This window comes from Paenibacillus sp. IHBB 3054, assembly GCF_051594305.1.
GTDB lineage: Bacteria > Bacillota > Bacilli > Paenibacillales > Paenibacillaceae > Paenibacillus_AQ.
On sequence record NZ_JBOFBG010000048.1, the window covers coordinates 13,453 to 33,084 of the forward strand.

Annotated in this window: 17 protein-coding genes and 1 riboswitch; of the genes, 5 read left to right on the forward strand and 12 right to left on the reverse strand. The window is 52.3% G+C overall.

The annotated features are described in order from the left end of the window. Positions 1 to 223 precede the first annotated feature (223 nt). The 10 genes from ACQ76X_RS31585 to ACQ76X_RS31630 all read right to left on the reverse strand — a co-directional run bounded on the left by ACQ76X_RS31585 (position 224) and on the right by ACQ76X_RS31630 (position 9,828). Positions 224 to 1,237, reverse strand: coding sequence for a potassium channel family protein (locus ACQ76X_RS31585; RefSeq protein WP_438497707.1), 1,014 nt, complete (start codon positions 1,235 to 1,237; stop codon positions 224 to 226). A 97-nt stretch (positions 1,238 to 1,334) separates the two neighbouring features. After that, complete coding sequence (locus ACQ76X_RS31590) at positions 1,335 to 1,727, reverse strand: DUF350 domain-containing protein (protein ID WP_038597825.1); 393 nt, start codon at positions 1,725 to 1,727, stop codon at positions 1,335 to 1,337. Further along, complete coding sequence (locus ACQ76X_RS31595) at positions 1,724 to 2,386, reverse strand: signal peptide protein (RefSeq protein WP_438497708.1); 663 nt, start codon at positions 2,384 to 2,386, stop codon at positions 1,724 to 1,726. Before ACQ76X_RS31595 ends, ACQ76X_RS31590 begins: the two co-directional genes overlap by 4 nt. After that, on the reverse strand, positions 2,379 to 3,596 hold the full coding sequence (locus ACQ76X_RS31600; RefSeq protein WP_438497710.1) for a glutathionylspermidine synthase family protein: 1,218 nt from the start codon (positions 3,594 to 3,596) through the stop codon (positions 2,379 to 2,381). The genes ACQ76X_RS31595 and ACQ76X_RS31600 overlap by 8 nt, the downstream gene beginning before the upstream one ends. Then, positions 3,593 to 4,285 carry a hypothetical protein gene (locus tag ACQ76X_RS31605; RefSeq protein ID WP_438497711.1) on the reverse strand — a complete coding sequence of 231 codons (693 nt, stop codon included), beginning with the start codon at positions 4,283 to 4,285 and terminating at the stop codon, positions 3,593 to 3,595. Before ACQ76X_RS31605 ends, ACQ76X_RS31600 begins: the two co-directional genes overlap by 4 nt. Positions 4,286 to 4,307: 22 nt before the next feature. Continuing rightward, positions 4,308 to 4,514, reverse strand: a complete 207-nt coding sequence (locus ACQ76X_RS31610; protein ID WP_038601107.1) for a hypothetical protein — start codon at positions 4,512 to 4,514, stop codon at positions 4,308 to 4,310. A gap of 228 nt (positions 4,515 to 4,742) precedes the next feature. Further along, positions 4,743 to 5,561: a histidine kinase gene (locus tag ACQ76X_RS31615; RefSeq protein WP_438497713.1), complete on the reverse strand. Its 819-nt coding sequence runs from the start codon at positions 5,559 to 5,561 to the stop codon at positions 4,743 to 4,745. Beyond that, a complete protein-coding gene (locus ACQ76X_RS31620) occupies positions 5,513 to 7,840 on the reverse strand; it encodes a hybrid sensor histidine kinase/response regulator (RefSeq protein ID WP_438497714.1) in 2,328 nt (775 codons plus the stop codon). Before ACQ76X_RS31620 ends, ACQ76X_RS31615 begins: the two co-directional genes overlap by 49 nt. Positions 7,841 to 7,921: 81 nt before the next feature. Beyond that, positions 7,922 to 9,217, reverse strand: a complete 1,296-nt coding sequence (locus tag ACQ76X_RS31625) for a nucleobase:cation symporter-2 family protein (protein ID WP_438497715.1) — start codon at positions 9,215 to 9,217, stop codon at positions 7,922 to 7,924. Then, positions 9,211 to 9,828: a xanthine phosphoribosyltransferase gene (locus ACQ76X_RS31630; RefSeq protein WP_038597834.1), complete on the reverse strand. Its 618-nt coding sequence runs from the start codon at positions 9,826 to 9,828 to the stop codon at positions 9,211 to 9,213. Before ACQ76X_RS31630 ends, ACQ76X_RS31625 begins: the two co-directional genes overlap by 7 nt. Before the next feature lie 225 nt (positions 9,829 to 10,053). Continuing rightward, a riboswitch (purine riboswitch) is annotated at positions 10,054 to 10,157 on the reverse strand. A gap of 219 nt (positions 10,158 to 10,376) precedes the next feature. Between ACQ76X_RS31630 and ACQ76X_RS31635 the strand changes: the two genes are divergently transcribed. The 3 genes from ACQ76X_RS31635 (at position 10,377) to ACQ76X_RS31645 (ending at position 15,748) form a co-directional block, all read left to right on the forward strand. Beyond that, a complete protein-coding gene (locus tag ACQ76X_RS31635; RefSeq protein ID WP_438497717.1) occupies positions 10,377 to 10,919 on the forward strand; it encodes a hypothetical protein in 543 nt (180 codons plus the stop codon). A gap of 163 nt (positions 10,920 to 11,082) precedes the next feature. After that, complete coding sequence (locus ACQ76X_RS31640; RefSeq protein ID WP_438497718.1) at positions 11,083 to 14,520, forward strand: response regulator; 3,438 nt, start codon at positions 11,083 to 11,085, stop codon at positions 14,518 to 14,520. Positions 14,521 to 14,572: 52 nt separating this feature from the next. Then, the gene (locus tag ACQ76X_RS31645; protein WP_438497720.1) at positions 14,573 to 15,748 is read left to right on the forward strand and encodes an ATP-binding response regulator; all 1,176 of its coding nucleotides are present in this window, start codon (positions 14,573 to 14,575) and stop codon (positions 15,746 to 15,748) included. 124 nt (positions 15,749 to 15,872) lie between these two features. Here ACQ76X_RS31645 and ACQ76X_RS31650 read toward each other — a convergent pair whose 3' ends face one another. Both ACQ76X_RS31650 and ACQ76X_RS31655 read right to left on the reverse strand, forming a co-directional pair. Beyond that, positions 15,873 to 16,553 (reverse strand): S-layer homology domain-containing protein, encoded by a 681-nt coding sequence (locus ACQ76X_RS31650; protein ID WP_438497721.1) that lies wholly within the window; start codon positions 16,551 to 16,553, stop codon positions 15,873 to 15,875. 240 nt (positions 16,554 to 16,793) lie between these two features. Next, positions 16,794 to 17,186 (reverse strand): winged helix-turn-helix transcriptional regulator, encoded by a 393-nt coding sequence (locus ACQ76X_RS31655; protein ID WP_438497723.1) that lies wholly within the window; start codon positions 17,184 to 17,186, stop codon positions 16,794 to 16,796. Between the two features lie 162 nt (positions 17,187 to 17,348). Between ACQ76X_RS31655 and ACQ76X_RS31660 the strand changes: the two genes are divergently transcribed. Both ACQ76X_RS31660 and ACQ76X_RS31665 read left to right on the forward strand, forming a co-directional pair. Further along, positions 17,349 to 18,554 carry an MFS transporter gene (locus tag ACQ76X_RS31660; RefSeq protein WP_438497725.1) on the forward strand — a complete coding sequence of 402 codons (1,206 nt, stop codon included), beginning with the start codon at positions 17,349 to 17,351 and terminating at the stop codon, positions 18,552 to 18,554. Positions 18,555 to 18,644: 90 nt separating this feature from the next. After that, positions 18,645 to 19,487 (forward strand): aldo/keto reductase, encoded by an 843-nt coding sequence (locus ACQ76X_RS31665; RefSeq protein ID WP_438497746.1) that lies wholly within the window; start codon positions 18,645 to 18,647, stop codon positions 19,485 to 19,487. The last annotated feature ends 145 nt before the right edge of the window (positions 19,488 to 19,632 follow it).

A 19,632-nucleotide genomic window follows, 5' to 3' on the forward strand; every position in this document is an offset into this window, starting at 1 on the left:
CGCTTTTATTTCCCAATCTATCACTTCCTTTAGAGATAGCATTAAGGTTTCGATACTATTATAACGGTAATATAAGTCACTAAATGTAGATTAATGTTGATCATTATGTGTCAAAACAATAAAAAATATCTAAATATTTACATTTTATGCGCCGAATAGACAAAAGCCGCCCTACAGGGCATTTACCGGCCCGGGCAGCTTCATTTTTATGCATATAATGGCTCTATCCTTTAATTCTCCGGTACGTCTCCTCATCCGACACAATATATAATCTGGCATCTTGCGGAATGGGTTGATTAAGCTTGCGGTTGATGCTCAGGTCGCTGTGGTCGGACAACAGGGTTGCCCCCTGCGAAAGCAGATCCTGAAAGGCATCTCCATAGGTTTGCCAAGCGGGATTCCGCGGGATCTCATAAATGTCGTCGCCATGCTGGCGGCTGAGCAGCTGGGTGATGACTTCCGAATTCCCCTCCTGCAGTGCGGAACGCACAGCCAATCTGGAGATGGCATCATGCGACAGCACGAACTCATTCACCTGAACATGCCGGAAATTCTGAATATTCTTCTCCTGCATAATCTCTACAGTAGTATGTACCTGCGGCGCGATCCGCTCAATGCTCGAAGCGATCAGCAGCGACTTGCCGTCAATCAGCGAAGCTTCGTCGATCCGGTTGTCACCGAACACAATGGCTGCCCTTGCTTCATGAATGTTGGCCTTCTGCAGAATTTCATCACTGGATGCATCGCCGCTGATAAAATGAACCTGTTCCATATGCTCCAGCGGATGACACCCTGATTCGTCAATAATGACGATCTTGCATTTCGGTGTGTAGCATTGAATCTCTTCGACGGCTGCCTGCGTTTTGCGGCTCCAATTAATCAATACAATATGATCTGCGGCGTGAAAGCTCAAGGTTCCCGCTCCTCTCCTTCTCTGCACCTCTCCCATGGCCTCAACAATCTTCCCGATGACCAAGCTGAGCAGGCCGATGCCGAATACGTACAAAAATATGGTAAACAGCTTCCCCATTACCGAAGTCGCAAAAAAGTCACCGTATCCAACGGTGGCCATCGTAGTCATGACCCAATAGAAGGCGTTGAACCAGTTATGAAATGTACCCGGCTCTAGAATAAACGCGATGGTTGCGCTCAGAACAATAAAAAAAAGGATTATCAGCCCAATCGACTTCTTCTTTAGACGCATCAGCTTTCCAGACATTCTGAGTAAAAAATGCACCCTTCCGCCCCGCTTCCGATGTTAAATAGGGCTGCCGCACCGTGGCCCGGCACGCGCAGCCTTAAATCTGCCGGCCCCCAGCAGGGAGCCCGCTGAATTAAATGATCAGACTGCTGACGGCAAAGGCAGTTCCGATGAATACCAGGCAGAGCATTGTGCCTACGGCCACATTCCCTTGCTCCAGCTGTTCGGAAATCCTGAAATTGGGAGTAAACAGTTCAAAGATCCAGTAAGCGGCGATCAGGCAGACGTAACCTACCGCAAACCATAACATCATGTGCCAGATAGAAGTATTCGTATATGCCGCTACGCCCAGTACGATCGCTGTGGCCAGAAATTTGCCTCCCAGCGCCAAAGCTACCGCCACATTGCCTTTCTTCAATTCCTCCATATCCTTGAACGGAGTCATCAAGCCGAATACAACCATGCCAAGCACCTGAAGCAGAATGATAGTCAGAACGCTGACTATCAAATTAATAACAATCGTCAATTGGCCCACCCCCGAAATTTCGCATAAGCCGAATCATAATCGGCAAAATCATGCACTTCCTCCAGCACCACGGAGGCTGTCTTCTCTTTCTCCAGCGCCGTATAACGCTTGTCGTCAATCGGCTGCTTGATCCGGTTGCCGGAAGGCAGCTCAAGCACGGCGAAGTTTCTTGTCTTCTCCTTGAATTTAGTCTTATAGACTCCGACAAGATCCACATCGGTGGTAATGGATACTTTAAGATTCTTCAGATCCTCTGCAGCCGTCTTCTGGTCTCCATACGATTTAAGCGTGGACCAGGCGGACAGGCGGATCTCATTCTTCTGGTCAGCATCCGTAACCAGCTCGGCATCCATGAACTGCAATGTCCAGATCTTATCCCCGGTGGCATAGTTGCCATCGTTCGGGAGCAGCTCGTTGTCCGGCAAAACCGTCATGTCGCTGCCGATCAAATCCCCCACTGTGCTCTCCACTACCCGGTAATCCCACGGTACACGGGATACACTGTCCGTTGTTTCCGCTGCAGGAGCACCTGTATGAAACACACTGTCCTCATTGCTTGAGCATGCGCTCAGCAGCACCGACAACAGCAGTATTCCAAGGACCGCGCCCAACCGAATTACCCCGAAGCGCCCGGTCCGCCCCCTTCTACTCTTACTCATCTCCAAGTTCCTTCACTCCTAGCGCGATAAAATGACTGGCATTGCCTGTAATCGGTCCGCCTGCCCGCCCGAGCAGGCCACAAGGTTTCCCGTTAATGACGAACATGCCGGTGAGCAGATGAAACTCCCCTTCCGCTGTCTGAATCCGGGCCAATTCGGCTCTTTTCTGATAGACGGTGGGGAATAGTGTACTGCTGTCAAAACCTTCCTCGTCCTGCAGCTCAAGTGTGCCGTTGTCATCGAAGAGACGTACAGAACCGCCTTCACGGCCGAATACAGACTTCGAGACAAAGCTCCCGGAGAATACCGGCTTATTGTAGGTCGGCAAAATATAGCGGGAGATCGCCTCGCGCTCTTCCTCACTAAACAGCAGCCCCAGCTCATACATCCCCCATACCGCCGCAATCAATCCCTTGGACTGCAGCAGGATGCTGTGCGGTCCGTTGAATAACTCCAGCTGTCCGCTCTCTACGGCGTAGGCGAGCGCATCGCCGCCTTCGTCTACGGCCATCCATTCCTTGGGATAGAGGGCGAACATCCGCTGAATTACCCGGTCCTCTCCATCCCGTACTGTCCCTTCATCAATCCATAGATCGAGACAATCCACGCACTTGATATCCAGGCCGCTGTGCTTCACAAGCGCCTCAATCGTGCCGGAGTCTTCCTGATGGGAACCGTAGGCGACACAAGCTGCCGTGTCCGGCCGTTCTGTGCCCCAAGCCGCCGCAAGAAGTCCCTTCATCGCTCCATTGGGGCTGGCGATTCCCGCCTGCTCGCAGATCCAGGGCGTAGCGATGGAGGCCTCCACATAACCGGTAGGTGTATCGGCATTCAATTCCAGCAGCTTAATCGCCCCGTTGTCCGCCACGGCGAAATCGAACCGGGCATAAAGGCTGATGCGGCCCGGCTCCGGCAGCGGGCATTCATCAAGCATCTGCCACAGGACGGGGGGAATGCCGAGCAAATCATATAGATCATGTCTACGGTGGACATAGCGGACTGTTTTGTCCAGTATAGCCCACAGCTTGACCGAGGCTTCTTCAAGTTCCTGGTAAGTCTCGCCGCGCATCACCGCAACGGCATCGAGCCAATATTCTTCATCCTCCAGGTCTGCCCAGGTGAAGCCAAGCTCACGCAGCTTCTCCACTCTTGGCGCCCGTTCCAGACCCGATTGATCCACAAATTGAAAGACACTCTCTGCAGAACTCATCCGCCGAAACCGCTCTTGCTGCTGGAGCTTTTGCCAGCGCTTGATTTTGACGAAGAGGAGCTTGATTTACTGCTGGAGCCTAAACCGCTGGATGTGCCTCCAATGCCGCCTTTCTTCGAGGATGTTCCTCTTCTCGTGATGGAGCCGGTGGAGGAAGTAGAGGTTTTCGGTTTTGCCACAGATCCGGCTACCTTTTTGTTCTGGAAGCTGCCGCTGCTGTAGGTCGGCGGCTTGTAGGTAGTCCGAGTTCCTCCGTAATAGGTCGGCCGGTCATTGTACCAGCCTCTGGAGGAGTAGAACGAGCCGCTGTTAAACAGCATGTGGTACAGCAGCATATCATCCCAGCCGAAACCCGAGCTGTAACCGCCGTAATTGTTAATGACGGTTGTCCCGCCGGAGGTTACTACCCCGCTGCCCTCCTGCACGGTCTCTTCCACATTCTCTTCCGGGTACGGAATACTCCAGTCTACATTTTTATCAAAATAAGCTTTGACCTCTTCGGTGGACCAGGAGACAAGCTTCGGCTCTTCGCCCGAGCTGCCGCTGGCACCCGCCCCGCCCGGTACAAACAGTGCATTGGCCAGCAGCGCAATCCCTAGCGAGGTGGACAATACACGCAGCGGTTTGCCTTCCGCATTGAACAATTTGGACACGGCGGGTTCTTTAGTATTTTCATCTTTTCCCAACATGGGCCCCTCCTTTCCTGACAATTTATCCTTCAGCACGCATCGGAACCAGCAAAAGCTCCAGCTTTCCCTCGTCCACGTTCAGCCGTCCTTCCACTGCCTCATACTCCCGGCTGCCCACTACAATATAATTGACATGTTCCAGGGCAGTAATCATATTCATGCTCCAGGTACGCTCCTCGATGACACGCAGATCGCCTTCCGGCATTTTTTCAAACAGGATGACCTTCATTCCATTATCCACTTATTACCCTTCTTTCCTGATAACTGTTATGCTTCTGATACGCTGTAAGCACAATTTCGTTTCATGAGCCCGCAGTCCATCCCTATCTATTTTATCTGTTAGGGTCCAAGTAAATTCTATGGTATTGGAATAATCTTGGCAATCGGAAATACGTTAATGGAAGTCTGTTCACAATATGTTCCGAACCCGGCTATTCATTGGCAGTCCGGATGGATGCTATTTTGCTCTGTCTATGGAAGGATTCCCTCTGGGGATGGTGTAAGAGATCGTAGTTCCCCTGCCCGGCGTGCTGGTAATCATCAGACCGGTTCCATATATTTTGAGCAGCCGCCTCTGGATATTCCTCAGGCCGATGCCTCCTTCGGAGTGCGTTTCGGACAACACTTGTTCAATCCGTTCCGGAGTGATGCCCACCCCATTGTCAGATACCGCAACAACGAGCTGCCCGGCCAGCAGCTTAACGGACAGATTGACGGTCCCTCCGGCCATTTTCCGCATCAGGCCGTGGTTGATCGCATTCTCCACCAGCGGCTGGATGCTGAGCGGAGGGACCAGTTCGTGGAGACCTTCCGGCACATCCAACTCGATATTCAGCCGCTCATCGAATCTCGCCTTCTCCAGCGCAAGATAGGACCTCACCAGCTCCAGTTCCTTTCCAATCGGCACCGTCTGCCCGCGGTTCTGGAAATCAAAGCTGCTGCGCAAATATTGGCTGAGATCAAGCAGCAGATCGGTCGCCTTATCCGGATCATCGGAACAAACCGAGATAATGGCATTAAGCGCGTTGTACAGAAAATGAGGTTTGATTTGGGCCTGCAGGAAGGCAATTTCCGTCTGTACCGACGTACGGATGGACTTGCGCATATCCAGCAGCGTCTTCACACGTGCCCTGAATTCCCGCAGCTCTACCGGCTTGCTTAAGTAATCATTGGCCCCCGCCTCAAAAACAGCCTGAATATCTTCCGGGCGGCTGCTGCCTGTCAGTACTAGGATCGGCAGCTCGATAAAACAAACCGCTCGCGAATCGCCTTGCATAACACCAGTCCCGGCATTTCAGGCATTATCCAATCCATAATGATCAAGTCCAGTTCGGGATGATTCTGCATTTGTATAATCGCATCGGGTCCGCTGCCTGCGGTAATCACTTTATGCTGCTCCAGCTGCAGCGCATTGGCCAGCACCTGGAGATTGACCGGATCATTGTCGACAACAAGGATATAGCAGCATTCCCCCTCAAGGGGAAGCGCATGCTCTTCTCCTGTAGACTCCAAAGCCGATGCCGACTCCCAGCCGGTAATCTCCAGATAGTCCTGATCCAGAAACGCTGTTCGTTTCTGCAGTATCGGCATCGTGAAGCGGAATACCGAGCCTTGACCCGGTTCAGACTCGGCTTCGATTCTCCCTCCGTTCAACTCTACCAGCTTTTGGGTGATGCTGAGGCCAAGGCCGTTTTCCCGGTAAGTTTTTTGGGCGGCCGCCCCTTGCGGATCGTACGCGTCAAAAATGGTACGCAGGCGCTCCGGAGCGACCCCTAATCCAGTATCTGCTACAAGGATAGTAACATACTCTTCTTTAACCTCGGCAGACAGGGTTATCACACCCTGAGGGGTATTATTCACAGCATTTGACAACAGGTTGAATAAGATTTGTGACAGCCGCTGCTCATCTGTTTCCAGCAGCGGGAGAGACTCCGGCAGGTTCAGCTTGAAGACCAAGCGGGAATTGCCCGATACATGGCGGGTAACCTCCATTACGGAAGAAGCTACCCTCCGCAGGTCCACCGCCTGCCGCCGCAGAAAGAAATCCCCGTGATTCAGCCTGGCGAAATCCGACATATCATTAATTAATGCAGACAGCCGCCTGCCCGTAGAGACTATCATGGACAATTGACCGGTTTGCTCAGGAGTTAAAGCCCCGGCTGCACCCTCGGCCAGCGTCTGTGCAATGTTTACAATGCCCTGCAGCGGCTTCCGCAGCTCCTGCGAGGTATCTGCCATAAAGTCGTCCTTCAGTCCGTCGAGCGTCAGCAGCCTGCGTGACAGCTGCTCCACTTCCAGGAAAGAGGCAGCGTATTTGCGGGTCATTAGCGCAGCTTGAAAGAATCCGAACAGAATGATCTCGTAGGAGGTAATGACATAGCTGAGGGCAAGGCCGGTAAACGTAAGCAGGTAACATAAAATGACGATGCTTAAGCTCTCAATACTGACCATCATGAAGAACATGTTTTGCGTATTTTGTTTCGTACCTTTAACCATGGAATAGAGGACAAAGCTCAAACTTATGGAGCCCCAGGTCAAGAGCAGCCCCTCAAGATAGCTGAACCAGTAAGCAGGCACAAATATAGCGATAAGCAGCAGGACGACAGTGATCACCTTAGAGGTCTTGATGACCGCCGGAGGCATTGGATAGTTCACCGAGTGGGCAACATATCTGAGCAGATAAAAATAAACCAGCGTGGATGAAGCCAGCTGCAGCTTGAGTACAATTTCATAAGGCAGGCCCGGAAGCGCGAAGGAGATCAGCTTCTCCCCGTGGGTCAGTACATAGACAAAGGCCGCTGTGCAAAATAATCCCAAATTTAAAGTGATGCCCCGGCTTTCCTTTACTCTGGAGAACATCAGCAGAAATAAGGAGAGGGCAAAAAAACCAAACAGCGTTGCACCGTCCACAAAAAGAGCGAATTCACGGTGTTTCAGAATGTCTGACTGATAGCCAATCACGATCGGCAGAACGATCCCGCCGGAAGAGTAGCTGTAGTTGGCCACCTGGACAATAATCTCCAGCTTGTCGCCGGACACGGCAGCGAATCCCATGTAGGGGTAGTTTTCTTGCCGCCCCTCAGAAGAGGAGGCAGACGGACTTCCACTGCTGCCGATCTCCTGTCCGTTCACAAACACCTTGCTTGCCGTGCGGATATTAGCCGTCCGAAGGCCGTAAATAACATCCTCTCCATAGGGAATCATGGCCTGCAGCCGATAGGTGGCATAACCTCTGGCTTCTGGGCTGCCGGTATCTGACAGATAGCGGTTCCATTTGTCCGGCACCTCGATTATGGTAGAAGCCGGCACTCCCGCCCCGCCCGGATCAGCTTGGCTGAAATCCCCCGGCGTCAGCAGCGCATCGCGGTATAATTCCCATTCCCCGTTCAGCTTCACCACGCCGTCATGGCGGAAATCCCAAGCCCGAAGATCCATGACCCCTTGGCGGGAGACCGGTATATCTTGCTGGCCCGTAAAAAGATGAAGGACCGAAAGCAGCGGCAATAGGGATACCAGCAGCAGACTCCCGAGAATACGCTGCCAATATTTCAGCATATTTCCTCCCCCTTTCTAAAAAAAGCCGATTCCATTTATTTCGGAACCGGCGGTAATTCTTATTAGAGGTGCATATTGGAATTACTTTGCATCCTGCACGGTGGCAGGAGCTGTATTATCCTGTGTTTTGGATAAGAACAGATTAAGAATGATCGCAGTGAGCGACCCGGAAACAATACCATTTTGCAGCAGCATTCTGGCAAACTCCGGCAGTTGGTCGAACATGGAGGGCAATACCGCCGAGCCCAGGCCGACAGCGATGCTGCAGGCGGTAATCAGCAGGTTGCCATCCTTGCGCAGATCGACCTCGGAGAGGATCGACATTCCGGAAGCCGCGACCGAACCGAACATTACGATCATTGCCCCGCCGAGTACCGCATTCGGCACGATTGTGGTTAACGCAGCCAATTTAGGCAACAGTCCCAGCACAACCATGATACCGCCGGCGGCAAAAATCACATTCCGCGTCTTGACACGGGTCAGTGACAGCAGTCCGACGTTCTGGGAGAATGCGGTATACGGGAAGGCATTAAACAGCCCTCCAAGCATTATGGCGAGACCTTCAGAGCGGAGGCCGTTGACAATCTGCTTCTGCTCGACCTTCTGGTCTGTAGCCTTGCCTACGGCAAAGTAAACGCCGGTCGATTCTACCATGGATACGATATTTACGATAATCATCGTGAAAATGGCCGTAACGTTAAACTCGGGCCAGCCAAAGTAGAACGGCTGGGCCACGCTGATCCAAGAGGCAGAACCGACAGTGGAGAAATGTACAATGCCCATAAAGTAGCCGATAGCTGTCCCGACAACCAGACCTACCAGTACAGAAACGGAACGCAGGAACCCGGTCGTCAGCCGGTTCACAGCGAGAATCACCAGCAGTGTAATCAAGGCCAACAGCAAATTGCGGGGTTCTCCGAAATCAGGTTGTCCCTGCCCGCCGGCCACATTATTCATAGCAACCGGAATGAGCGACAGCCCGATAATGGTCACCACGGAGCCGGTTACCACGGTCGGGAAGAACTTCAGCAGCTTTCCATAGATCGGGGCGGCAAACACAACGAACAATCCCGATATAATAATCGCACCATAGGCTGTTGCCAGATTGGAATCCAAGGCGATGGCAATAATGGGACTGACCGCAGTAAAGGTGCAGCCCAGCACCACCGGCAGGCCGCTGCCGAAATATTTGCTGCCCATGACCTGCAGCAGCGTGGCCAGTCCGCAAGTGAACAAATCCGCAGCAATGAGGTAGGCCATTTGTGTTCCATTCAGGTTCAGCGCCCCTCCGACAACAAGCGGCACAATGACCGCGCCGGCATACATGGCCAGCACATGCTGGAGTCCTAATGCGAAGACTTTTTGTTTGCTTAACATCCTGCACTCTCCTTGATCATTTCTTTAATATCAGCAGTATTGTCTATAAAATGAACTTCTCCAGGCGCCATGGAAGCGATTCGTGCCAAGGCATGCACGGGGATTCCTCTTTTCTCCAGCAAACTGCGTCCTTCCTGAAAGCTCTTCTCGATCACGCAGCCCACGCCAAGCAGCTCTGCACCGGATTCCTCCACGATATCAGCCAGTCCCACCAAAGCAGCGCCCGTAGCCAGGAAATCATCGACGATCAGCACTTTGTCGCCCGGGCCCAGATATTTCTGCGAGATGCTGATCCGGTAATGCTCTTGACGGGTAAAGGAATGTACCGGGGCCGAATAGACGTCCTCCGACTGCGTGATAGCTTTCTTCTTCTTGGCATAGATGAATGGCACCTTTAAGGCAATGCCTGCCGCCATCGCAAACTGAATTCCGCTGGCCTCAACCGTCAACACCTTCGTAACCGGGAGATGCCCGAAGATCGTCTTGAATTCCTGCCCGATCTGCAGCGCAAGCTCCGTATCCACCTGATGGTTCAGAAACGAGTCTACTTTCAGCACCGTATCCGACAGAATCAAGCCCTCTTCTCTGATGCGTTCCTCTAATATTTTCATTACTGCGAGTGATCGCTCCTTTGATATGATCTGATGAATTCTTTGAATCGTGACAAGTGGAAACATATAAATTCTTATCTTTAAATAAAAAAGACAGATCCCCTTGAGTGTTTCTCAAGTGAATCTGTCCCTCTGGGTTTTTGTCCCTAAGTGGTGTAACACATAAGCAGTGTCCGCATCGCTTGGACCAGCCCTTCTTATGCCGCGGCACAAAAAACGGAACCCTAGATGCGCTATTTCACTCATAGTCGGATAATTACAGTGGTTATCCGGTAGAAACTTATGGGCCATATTCCCAAGATTATATGAGTTGTTTATGAAAAGTCGTAGTAAATACCTTGTATATCTTACACGCTCTGTCCGAACCTTACAAGCAAAATTTTAAGCATTATTTCATCCATTTATGACATATTTTCATGAAATACATATGTTTTCAATCAGCCTATTAGGCAAGCGTTTGTTTCTAAGCACACTCCGCCCGTATTGCTCACGATTTCCGCCCCCATGCATTTATGATAAGGAAAACTACTCAGAGAGGAACGATACGGGTGGCCAAACAAAAGGACCGGATTGTCGTTATTATTCAAAAGGGAAAACGGCGGATTGTTACACGGACGCCGCTGGCGGGAGTAGACCGGCTCGTATTTGTCATCAATAATCAATACACCAACGCAGCCAATACCACCCAAATTGCCAGCGGTGCGGGACGAAGCAGCGCAGCCGGCAGCAATGCGGCCATTGCTTCCCCTTATACACGCCAGCAGCAGAGCGTCGGCGCCGGAGGAGATGCCGCTAACCTGGGGAGCAAAGGACGAAACGGAGGCAAACATCCTCTCCCTTTGATTTGTCCGCGCGGCAAGGAGATCGTCGTTGTCATCAACAACCAGACGGTCAAGCTCCCTAAAGGCAGCATGAGTTCATCGGCGACACAGGTAGGCAGCGGCGGCGGAACATACAGTACAGGCGGAACTAACTCTGCCATCGACAGCCCCTATACACGCCAGCAGCAGGCGGTCGGCGGGGGCGCAGGAGGCCATGCCCTGAACAGGGGTTCAGCCAAGCACCGCCAGGGAAAAAGACGGTCCCGTTAACTTTCGTCCGCAATTCATAGAGTAATCTGAGAGTAACGCCAGTAAATCCTGTTTTTTTGCGGATATGCCGGCGTTTTCTCTCGCCTTCCCCTATCGCCTCCTCTCTATTAAAAGTATAATTAAAGGTGATTCGTGATACTAACTGGACAAAGGACGGGCGAGCATGACAATAAAACAACGGGTTTGGTTAGCATCATTTGCCTTTATCCTTTTTCTCAGCAGCATGATTGCTGTATCTATAATTTATCTTGAAGGGGTTCCTCTACTCCTGTCTTTAGCATTCGGTGCAGCCGGCATTATTCTTGGAAGTGGACTCATGATGAGTATCCAGCGGAACATCCGCCGGGGTCGGGATAGGATTATGAAGCTATCCGTAGATATTGCGCAAGGCACCCTTGATTCCTCCGCAATCAGCCCCGAAACTGGAGATGATTTCGGGCAGTTGGCGCATTCCTTTCACGCTTTAGCCGTTAATCTGGAGCACAAGACCACAGAAGAACGCAGCCTGCGGCTCCAAGCCGAAGAGCAGGCCTGGATCAATACCCAAGTTACAGAAATGGCCCTGATGCTTCAGGGATCGGTACATTTAGAGACCACAGCCCGGGTTTTTATCGGCAAGCTGAGCGCCGCTGTCGGCGGAACCTACGGAGCGGTCTATCTGAAGCAAGGGGACAAGCTGCACTTCACCGCCGGTTATGCCTTCGATGAAGCCGCTAGCCGCCGCGAACCCTTTGCGCTTGGCAGCGGACTGGTTGGACAATGCGCACTCGATCAGAAGATGGTCGTGCTGCATGATCTGCCGGAGCATTACATCCGCGTGCATTCCGGACTGGGTGAAGCTGCCCCCACTACGCTGATCCTGGTTCCTGTCATTTATGAGCAGGATGTTGTCGCCGTAGTCGAGCTGGCTACCCTGAACACATTGGCTGACAAAGAGTACGAATTGATTAAACGGACCGGCCAGAACATGGGCGTGCTGATCAATACTTTGGCAGACGTGGCCAGAATCGAAGAGTTGCTGGGTGAAACCCAGCTGCAGAAGGAAGAGCTGGAAACCCAGACAGAGGAACTGCAGGCCCAGACGCAGGAGCTCGAAGCGCAAACCGAAGAGCTGCTGGCACAGACCGATGAGCTGCGTTCACAGACCGGGCAATTGCAGGCGCAGGGAGAAGAACTGCAGATGCAGGCAGACAGCCTGCTGACCTCGAATGAGCAGCTGCAGCTGCAGATGGAATTGACGGAAGAGCAAAAAGCCGAAATTGAAGCCCAGGCCGACGAATTAAAGCTGCAGACGGAAGAACTTTTTGCCTCTAACCAAGATTTGCAGAAGCAGATGGAGATTTCCGAACGGCAAAAGGAAGAAATACAGGCACAAGCCGACGAGCTGCTGGCGCAAACCGAAGAACTTCAAGCGCAGACGAAAGAACTTCAGGCGCAGACGGAAGAGATCTCGGCCGCAAATATTCACCTGCAGCAGCAAATCGAACTGACCGAGCAGCAAAAAGAGGAAATCAAAACCCAGGCGGAAGAAATCTTCATGGCCGCCCAGTACAAATCAGAATTTCTAGCCAATGTATCGCATGAGCTTCGCACTCCGCTGAACAGCCTGCTGATTCTGTCGCAGATTCTTGCCGAGAACAAAGAAGGCAATCTTGGCCTTAAGCAGCTTGAATATGTGCATACCATTTTCTCCGCAGGCAAAGATCTGCTGCAGCTGATCGACGAGATTCTCGATTTGGCCAAGCTTGAGGTAGGCAAGATGACCGCTGTCCTTGAACCGGTCTCCTTGCATGATCTAAGCAACCACCTGTTCCGCCACTTTGAGCAGCAGGCCAAGAAAAAGAATATCCGCTTTGATGTCCATTGTGACAGCAGGCTGCCTGACCATCTCATGACCGACGGCCACAGGCTGCAGCAAATCATCAACAATCTGTTATCGAATGCCGTTAAATTCACTCCGGAGCAGGGCTCCGTCTCTTTATCTATCCGCATGAGCGGAAATGAGGCGGTCTTCTCCGTCAGCGACACCGGTATCGGGATTCACGAATCCAAGCTGGAGAGCATCTTTGAGGCCTTTCAGCAGGCGGACGGCACAATCAGCCGCAAATATGGGGGAACCGGTCTTGGCCTGACCATCTGCCGCGAGCTTTCCACCATGCTGGGTGGAAGAATTGAAGTTGAATCCACAGAAGGCAAAGGCAGCACCTTCTCCTTGACTATTCCCGCTGTTGAGCCGGAGGGTAACGCTCTTGCCCAGGCAGCTGAGACGTTCGCAGCTGCCGCCAGCAGCGAGCTTCTCAATCCGGACACCAGCAGCCAGGAGAATACCGCCTTCCGGGAATCCTTCGTGCCCGATATTTCCATATCCAATCCGAAGCTGCTGCAGTTCGCTGAAATGGAGGATGACCGGGGAAATCTGCTCAGCGATGACACGCTGCTCCTGATCATTGAAGAAGATGCCGAGTTCGCGGCCATTCTGCTGCAGCTGGCCCGCAGCAGAGGCTTCAAGGCGATCGTCGCCTTTCAGGGCGATCAGGGTCTGGCTCTGGCACATGCCTACAAGCCGGATGCCATCCTGCTCGACCTGCATCTTCCCGTCCTTGACGGCTGGTCAATCATCAGCCGCCTGAAGAGCCGGCCGGAGCTGCGTCATATTCCGGTGCATGTGATCTCAACCGCCGAAGAGAATCAGCAGAGCCTGGCCATGGGCGCACTCTCCTTCTGGAAGAAGCCCAGCGATCAGGCCGAGCTGGAAGCTGCCTTCCTGCAGATTGAAACCTATATCAGAAGGCCGGTGAAAAGCCTGCTAATTGTTGAGGACAACAAGGATCTGCGCAGCAGCCTTGTAGAGTTCATCGGGCATCCCGATGTACGCATTGTCGCAGTGGGGACAGGGCGGGAAGCATTGGAGCAGCTGGTGAGCCATCATTTTGACTGCATGGTCCTTGATCTGGGCCTGTCGGATATCAGCGGCTTCGATTTGCTGGAGCAGGTCAAAACCAACCGCAAATTGCAAACCCTGCCGGTCATCATTTATACGGGCAAGGACCTCAGCAAGGGCGATGAACAACGTCTGAAGCATTATGCCGAGAGCATTGTCATCAAGAACGTGCGCTCCATGGAGCGGCTGTACGACGAAACCGCGCTGTACCTGCACCGCAAGCATGCCGATCTGCCGCCGGACAAGCAGCGCCTGATCGAGAAGCTGCACAATCCGGAAGCGGCTTTTGCCGGGAAGAGCATCCTGCTCGTGGATGATGATATGCGCAATATCTTTGCGTTATCAAGTGTCCTGGAAGGTTATAATATGGATATCAGTTTTGCGCAGAACGGCAAAGAAGCGTTACGGCATCTGGAGCAGCATCCCGAGACCCAGCTTGTTTTTATGGATATTATGATGCCGGAAATGGACGGGTACGAGACGATGAAGCATATCCGTGCCATGCCGGAGTATGATCAGCTTGTGATTATTGCCCTGACCGCCCGGGCTCTGGAAGAAGACAGGGTTAAATGTCTGCAGGCTGGCGCTTCCGATTATATCTCCAAACCGATTAATACCACCCAGCTGGTTACTGTACTGAAGGTGTGGTTAATTCAATAATTACCAGACAGACTTCATATTTTAGAAATTTTAGCTGGCTGTGGGAGGCAATATGGATTATCCTGTGAATATTTTACTTGTTGATGACCGTCCGGATGAATTTCTGTCCATTCAGGCGCTGCTTGCAGACACTCCTTACCAGCTAATTGGCGCCAGTTCTGGCATGGATGCCTTGAAATGCCTGCTGGAGCAGGAATTCGCTCTTATTATTATGGATGTACTGATGCCGGACATGGATGGTTTCGAAACGGCCAAGCGGATTAAAACGCGCCAGAAATCGCGGGATATCCCCATTATATTTCTAACCGCACTAACCTCCGAGCTGGAGAATTATATGATGGCGTACACGGCGGGAGCGATTGATTTTCTGACCAAGCCCTTCCACCCTATTGTCCTGAAAAGCAAAATAGACGGCTTTGTCCGCCTGTATCAGACCCATAAGGAACTGCAGATCAAATCGCAGGAGCTGGAAGTGGCAAATGTCATCCTTACTGAATTGAAGGAGACTGCCGAGGTTGCCCTGAGGATCAAGAGCGGGTTTCTGGCCATGATGAGCCATGAAATCCGCACCCCTTTGAATGGAATTATTGCAATGTCGGATGTGCTCAGAACTTCAGAGCTGAAGACAGACGATCTGGAAATGGCAGAAATTATTCATACCAGCGGTCATGCACTCCTGTCCGTAATTAATCACATTCTCGATTTCACAAAGATTGAATCGGGCAAAATGGAGCTGGACTACGAGCTGTTCAACCTGCATGCCTGCCTGAAAGAAACGATGGATCTGTTCAGCGCGCTCGCCAAGGAACGCAACCTAAGTATGGAACTGGATATCGACCCGGCGATTCCCGCGCTGCTGGTTGGCGATCCCAACCGTCTTAGACAGGTCCTGAACAATCTGATTGGCAATGCCATCAAGTTCACGGCAAGCGGCGGTGTAAAGGTACATACCCGTCTCAGACAATCGCTGGATGGAGTTCTGCAGCTGGAGTTTGTGGTTGAAGATACGGGCATCGGCATTCCGGCGGATAAAATGGGTTATTTATTTCAGCCCTTCACACAGATCGGTGCCACCATCAACCGCAAGTTCGGCGGAACCGGCCTTGGGTTGTCCATCTGCAAAATGCTGGTTGAACTCATGGGCGGCACCATCTATGCCAAACAGGGCAGCGAACAGGGCGCCGTATTCATTTTCACCATTCAGGTTACCGAAGGCCAGCCGGACTAGTCCGCTTAAGGGAACACAGAAAAACCGCAATCGCTCCATTCCTTGGAGGCTTGCGGTTTTTTGTGTCAGTCTGGCAGGTTCTATGGTTGTAAAAGAGAGGGCGATCCCGTTATCCTGCGCTTACTTATTCACCGTATCCACCGGCAGGAGCTGGATGGGCAGCGATATATTCCAGGGCATTGTAGATCAGTTCCGCTGCTTCTGCGCGGGTAATCTCCTTGGCCGGATGGAAATTGCCCGCGTTGTCCAGACTGGCGATTCCAAGGGCAAGCGCCCGCTGAATGGAGCCGTCGTAACCGCCCGTAAAATCAGCTCCGTCGGCAATATCCACCGGCATGAGCTTGATCATCGGAAGGTTGCTGTGCTTCTCAATCGCCAGCATCAACTGATGGGTGAATTCTTCCCGCGTCCAGTTCTCCGCAGGGTCCAAATCTGCCGGCAGGCCAATATTGTTATTGGCAGCGATAATCAGCGCATCTGCATACCAAGCTGTATTGCTGGCATTCGTGAAATAGTCCGTCGCCTGCGGGGCTTTGATGAAGCGAACCATGTCGATATTCAGATCCAGGGCGTTGACGATTAGTTGAATGCCTTGGGCAGCAGTAACCGGAGCATTCGGCAGGAATTTACTATCAGTGACCCCGTGAATGATCCCCTTCTGCTGCAGCTCTTCAATTTTTGCTTTAGCCGGGATACCGGCCAGATCCTGAAAAGAAGCGGCGGCTGCAAAGCTCTGCCCGGCAAAAGTCAACGTCAGCACTGCCGCTGCGGACAGCACAAGCTGTTTGAATGTATGATTATTCATGTCTACTCACCTCACGGTAGTTTTACTTGCTTGATCGTGCCTTCTTTCTACCAGACGGAGCCGATTATAAAAAGTTGCAGTTCATCTGCTGCTATTGGAACGTAGGACAGCCCCGGCTCAATGCGTCATTTCCGCACAGAGCCGGGGCTGTTCGTCTGTCTTAGTGTTAGGGTCTCTTTAATCAGCTACATGGAATTGCAGCCTCCCTGAATAGGCGCGGGTCCGGCAGTGGACCGCTTGCTACTCTACGCTGGCCGTCTGTACGTCCAGCTTTTTGTGGTTCAGCACATTGTCCTCCAGAACGGCAAATTTATCGCCATATTCCCTGATGATATGCTGTTCCCCCCAAGCGCAGAGGGAATCCAGAATCGACCGCAGCGACAAGCCGTATTCGCTGAGCTCATATTCCACTTTAGGCGGCACCTGGTTGTAGCTGATCCGGTTGACGATGCCGTCCTGCTCCAGCTCGCGGAGCTGCTGGGTAAGCATCTTCTGTGTAATATTCGGCATATGGCGCTTCAAATCACTTGTCCGCATCTTGCCGTGGGTCAGGTGGCAGAGGATAACGCATTTCCATTTGCCGCCGATCACCTCCAGCGTCGCTTCCACGGAAATATTATATTTTTTAGCCATGAGGATTCCTCCTGAAAAGTTTGGTGAGCTTTGTCTTCAAACACACCTGCGGGTACTTTTTGGTACCTATAGCACTAAAAAGTACGTACTATCCTTTAACGTCCTGGTAATCCATAATAGCACTTACCGGCCGGTGATTACCATACTGTAGGAGTGGAAAACATGTTCTTAGATAAAAAAAGAAGCACCCTGGCGCTGCTGGCTTTGGCGATCAGCGCCTTTGCGATAGGAACAACCGAGTTTGTCAGTGTCGGCCTGCTGCCGCTCATTGCTGATGACCTGCATATATCCGTAACTACTGCGGGATTGACCGTCACTCTATATGCGCTGGGTGTTACCTTCGGCGCACCTGTGTTAACGTCGCTGACCACGGCGGTCTCGCGCAAAACCCTGCTGCTGGCGCTGATGGTTCTGTTCATCGCCGGCAACAGTCTGGCCGCTGCTGCTGACGGAATTGCCATGCTGCTAACCGCACGGGTCATTTCGGCCCTCTCACATGGCCTGTTTATGTCCATTGCCTCAACCATTGCTGCCGATCTCGTGCCCGAGGACCGCAGGGCCAGCGCCATTTCGGTGATGTTCACCGGACTTACGGTTGCTACCGTAACCGGAGTGCCGCTCGGTACATTCCTCGGGCAGCAGCTTGGCTGGCGGGCTGCCTTTATCGCCATAGTCATTACCGGCCTCGTCGCGCTGATCGGGAACCTGGTTCTCGTTCCCTCCGGTCTGCGCAAAGGCACGAAGACGCCTTTGCGCGACCAGGTCAAGCTGGTGACGAATGGCCGCTTGCTGCTCGCTTTTGCAATTACAGCTTTGGGATACGGCGGCACCTTTGTCGTCTTCACCTATTTATCGCCTCTGCTGCATGATATCAGCGACTTCAAGGAAAAGACGGTTGCCGTCATTCTGCTGGTGTACGGCATCGCCATCGCCATCGGCAATGTGATTGGCGGCAAGGCAGCCAACCGCAAGCCGATGAATGCCTTGTTCTATATGTTCGCCCTGCAGGCTGTCGTTCTGCTGGTCTTGGCCTTCACGGCACCCTTTAAGGCCGCAGCACTGGTCACCATCTTCTTCATGGGGCTGCTCGCATTCATGAACGTACCGGGCCTGCAGGTTTTTGTCGTAATGCTCGCCGACCGGTATGCGCCAAGCGCCAGAGATATCGCCTCTGCTGTCAATATTGCCGCCTTTAACGCCGGCATTGCCATCGGAGCATACCTTGGAGGGCTTGTCACCGATCATATGGGACTGATTCATACCACATGGGTAGGATCAATCATGGTATTTGGGGCTGTAATCCTTACCGCCTGGAGCCGTGCGCTGGAACGAAAAGACGAGCTTACACTTCAGACTGAAGCCGCCTGATCACCTGCCGCTCCATACAATCCTGTTTCAAATACACAAAGTACAAACTGCAAATCACTAATCACATTACATTCTGGAGGTTATTATATGATGGCACAGCATTTACAGGATACGACTAAACTGCAGAACGGCGTGAAGATGCCCTGGCTAGGATTGGGAGTCTTTAAGGTCGCCGACGGGGAGGAACTGGTACTGTCCGTGAAGCAGGCCATTGCCCATGGCTACCGCAGCATTGATACCGCTGCCGCATATCAGAACGAACGGGGCGTTGGCCAGGCGATAGCCGAGGCTATGAAGGATAACGGACTGAACCGTGAAGAACTGTTCATCACCTCCAAGGTCTGGAACGCTGATCTCGGCTACGATGCAACACTTGCCGCCTACGAAGCCAGTCTGGAGAAGCTGGGCCTGGAATATCTGGATTTGTATCTCATCCATTGGCCGGTACAGGGCAAATACAAAGAGTCCTGGCGGGCGCTGGAAACGTTGTACACAACGGGCCGGGTCAAAGCGATCGGCGTCAGCAACTTCCAGATTCATCATCTGGAGGATGTGATGAAGGATGCCGTAATCAAGCCGATGGTCAATCAGGTGGAGCTGCATCCATACTTGTCCCAGCAGCCCCTGAGAACCTTCAGCAAGGAACAGGGCATCCAGATCGAAGCCTGGTCGCCACTCATGCAGGGACAGCTGCTGGAGCAGCCTGTACTGAAGGAAATCGCCGCCGCATACGGCAAATCCGTAGCACAGGTTATCCTGCGCTGGGATCTGCAGCATGGCATTATCACGATTCCGAAGTCAACGAAGGAACAGCGGATTATCGAGAATGCTGCTTTGTTCGACTTCCAGCTCAGCGATGAAGATATGAGCCGGATTGACGGGCTGAACCGCGATGAGCGGGTCGGTCCGGATCCCGATAACTTTGATTTCTAAGCAGACACCGCGCTAGAATCGCTACAATAAAAGAAACGACGGCAGCCATGGACAAGAATAAAGTCCTAGACTGCCGTCGTTTTATATTTCTCCTTCGGATACCGGAAATAATTCGCCAAATAATGCCTAACGAATGGGGCGTGTA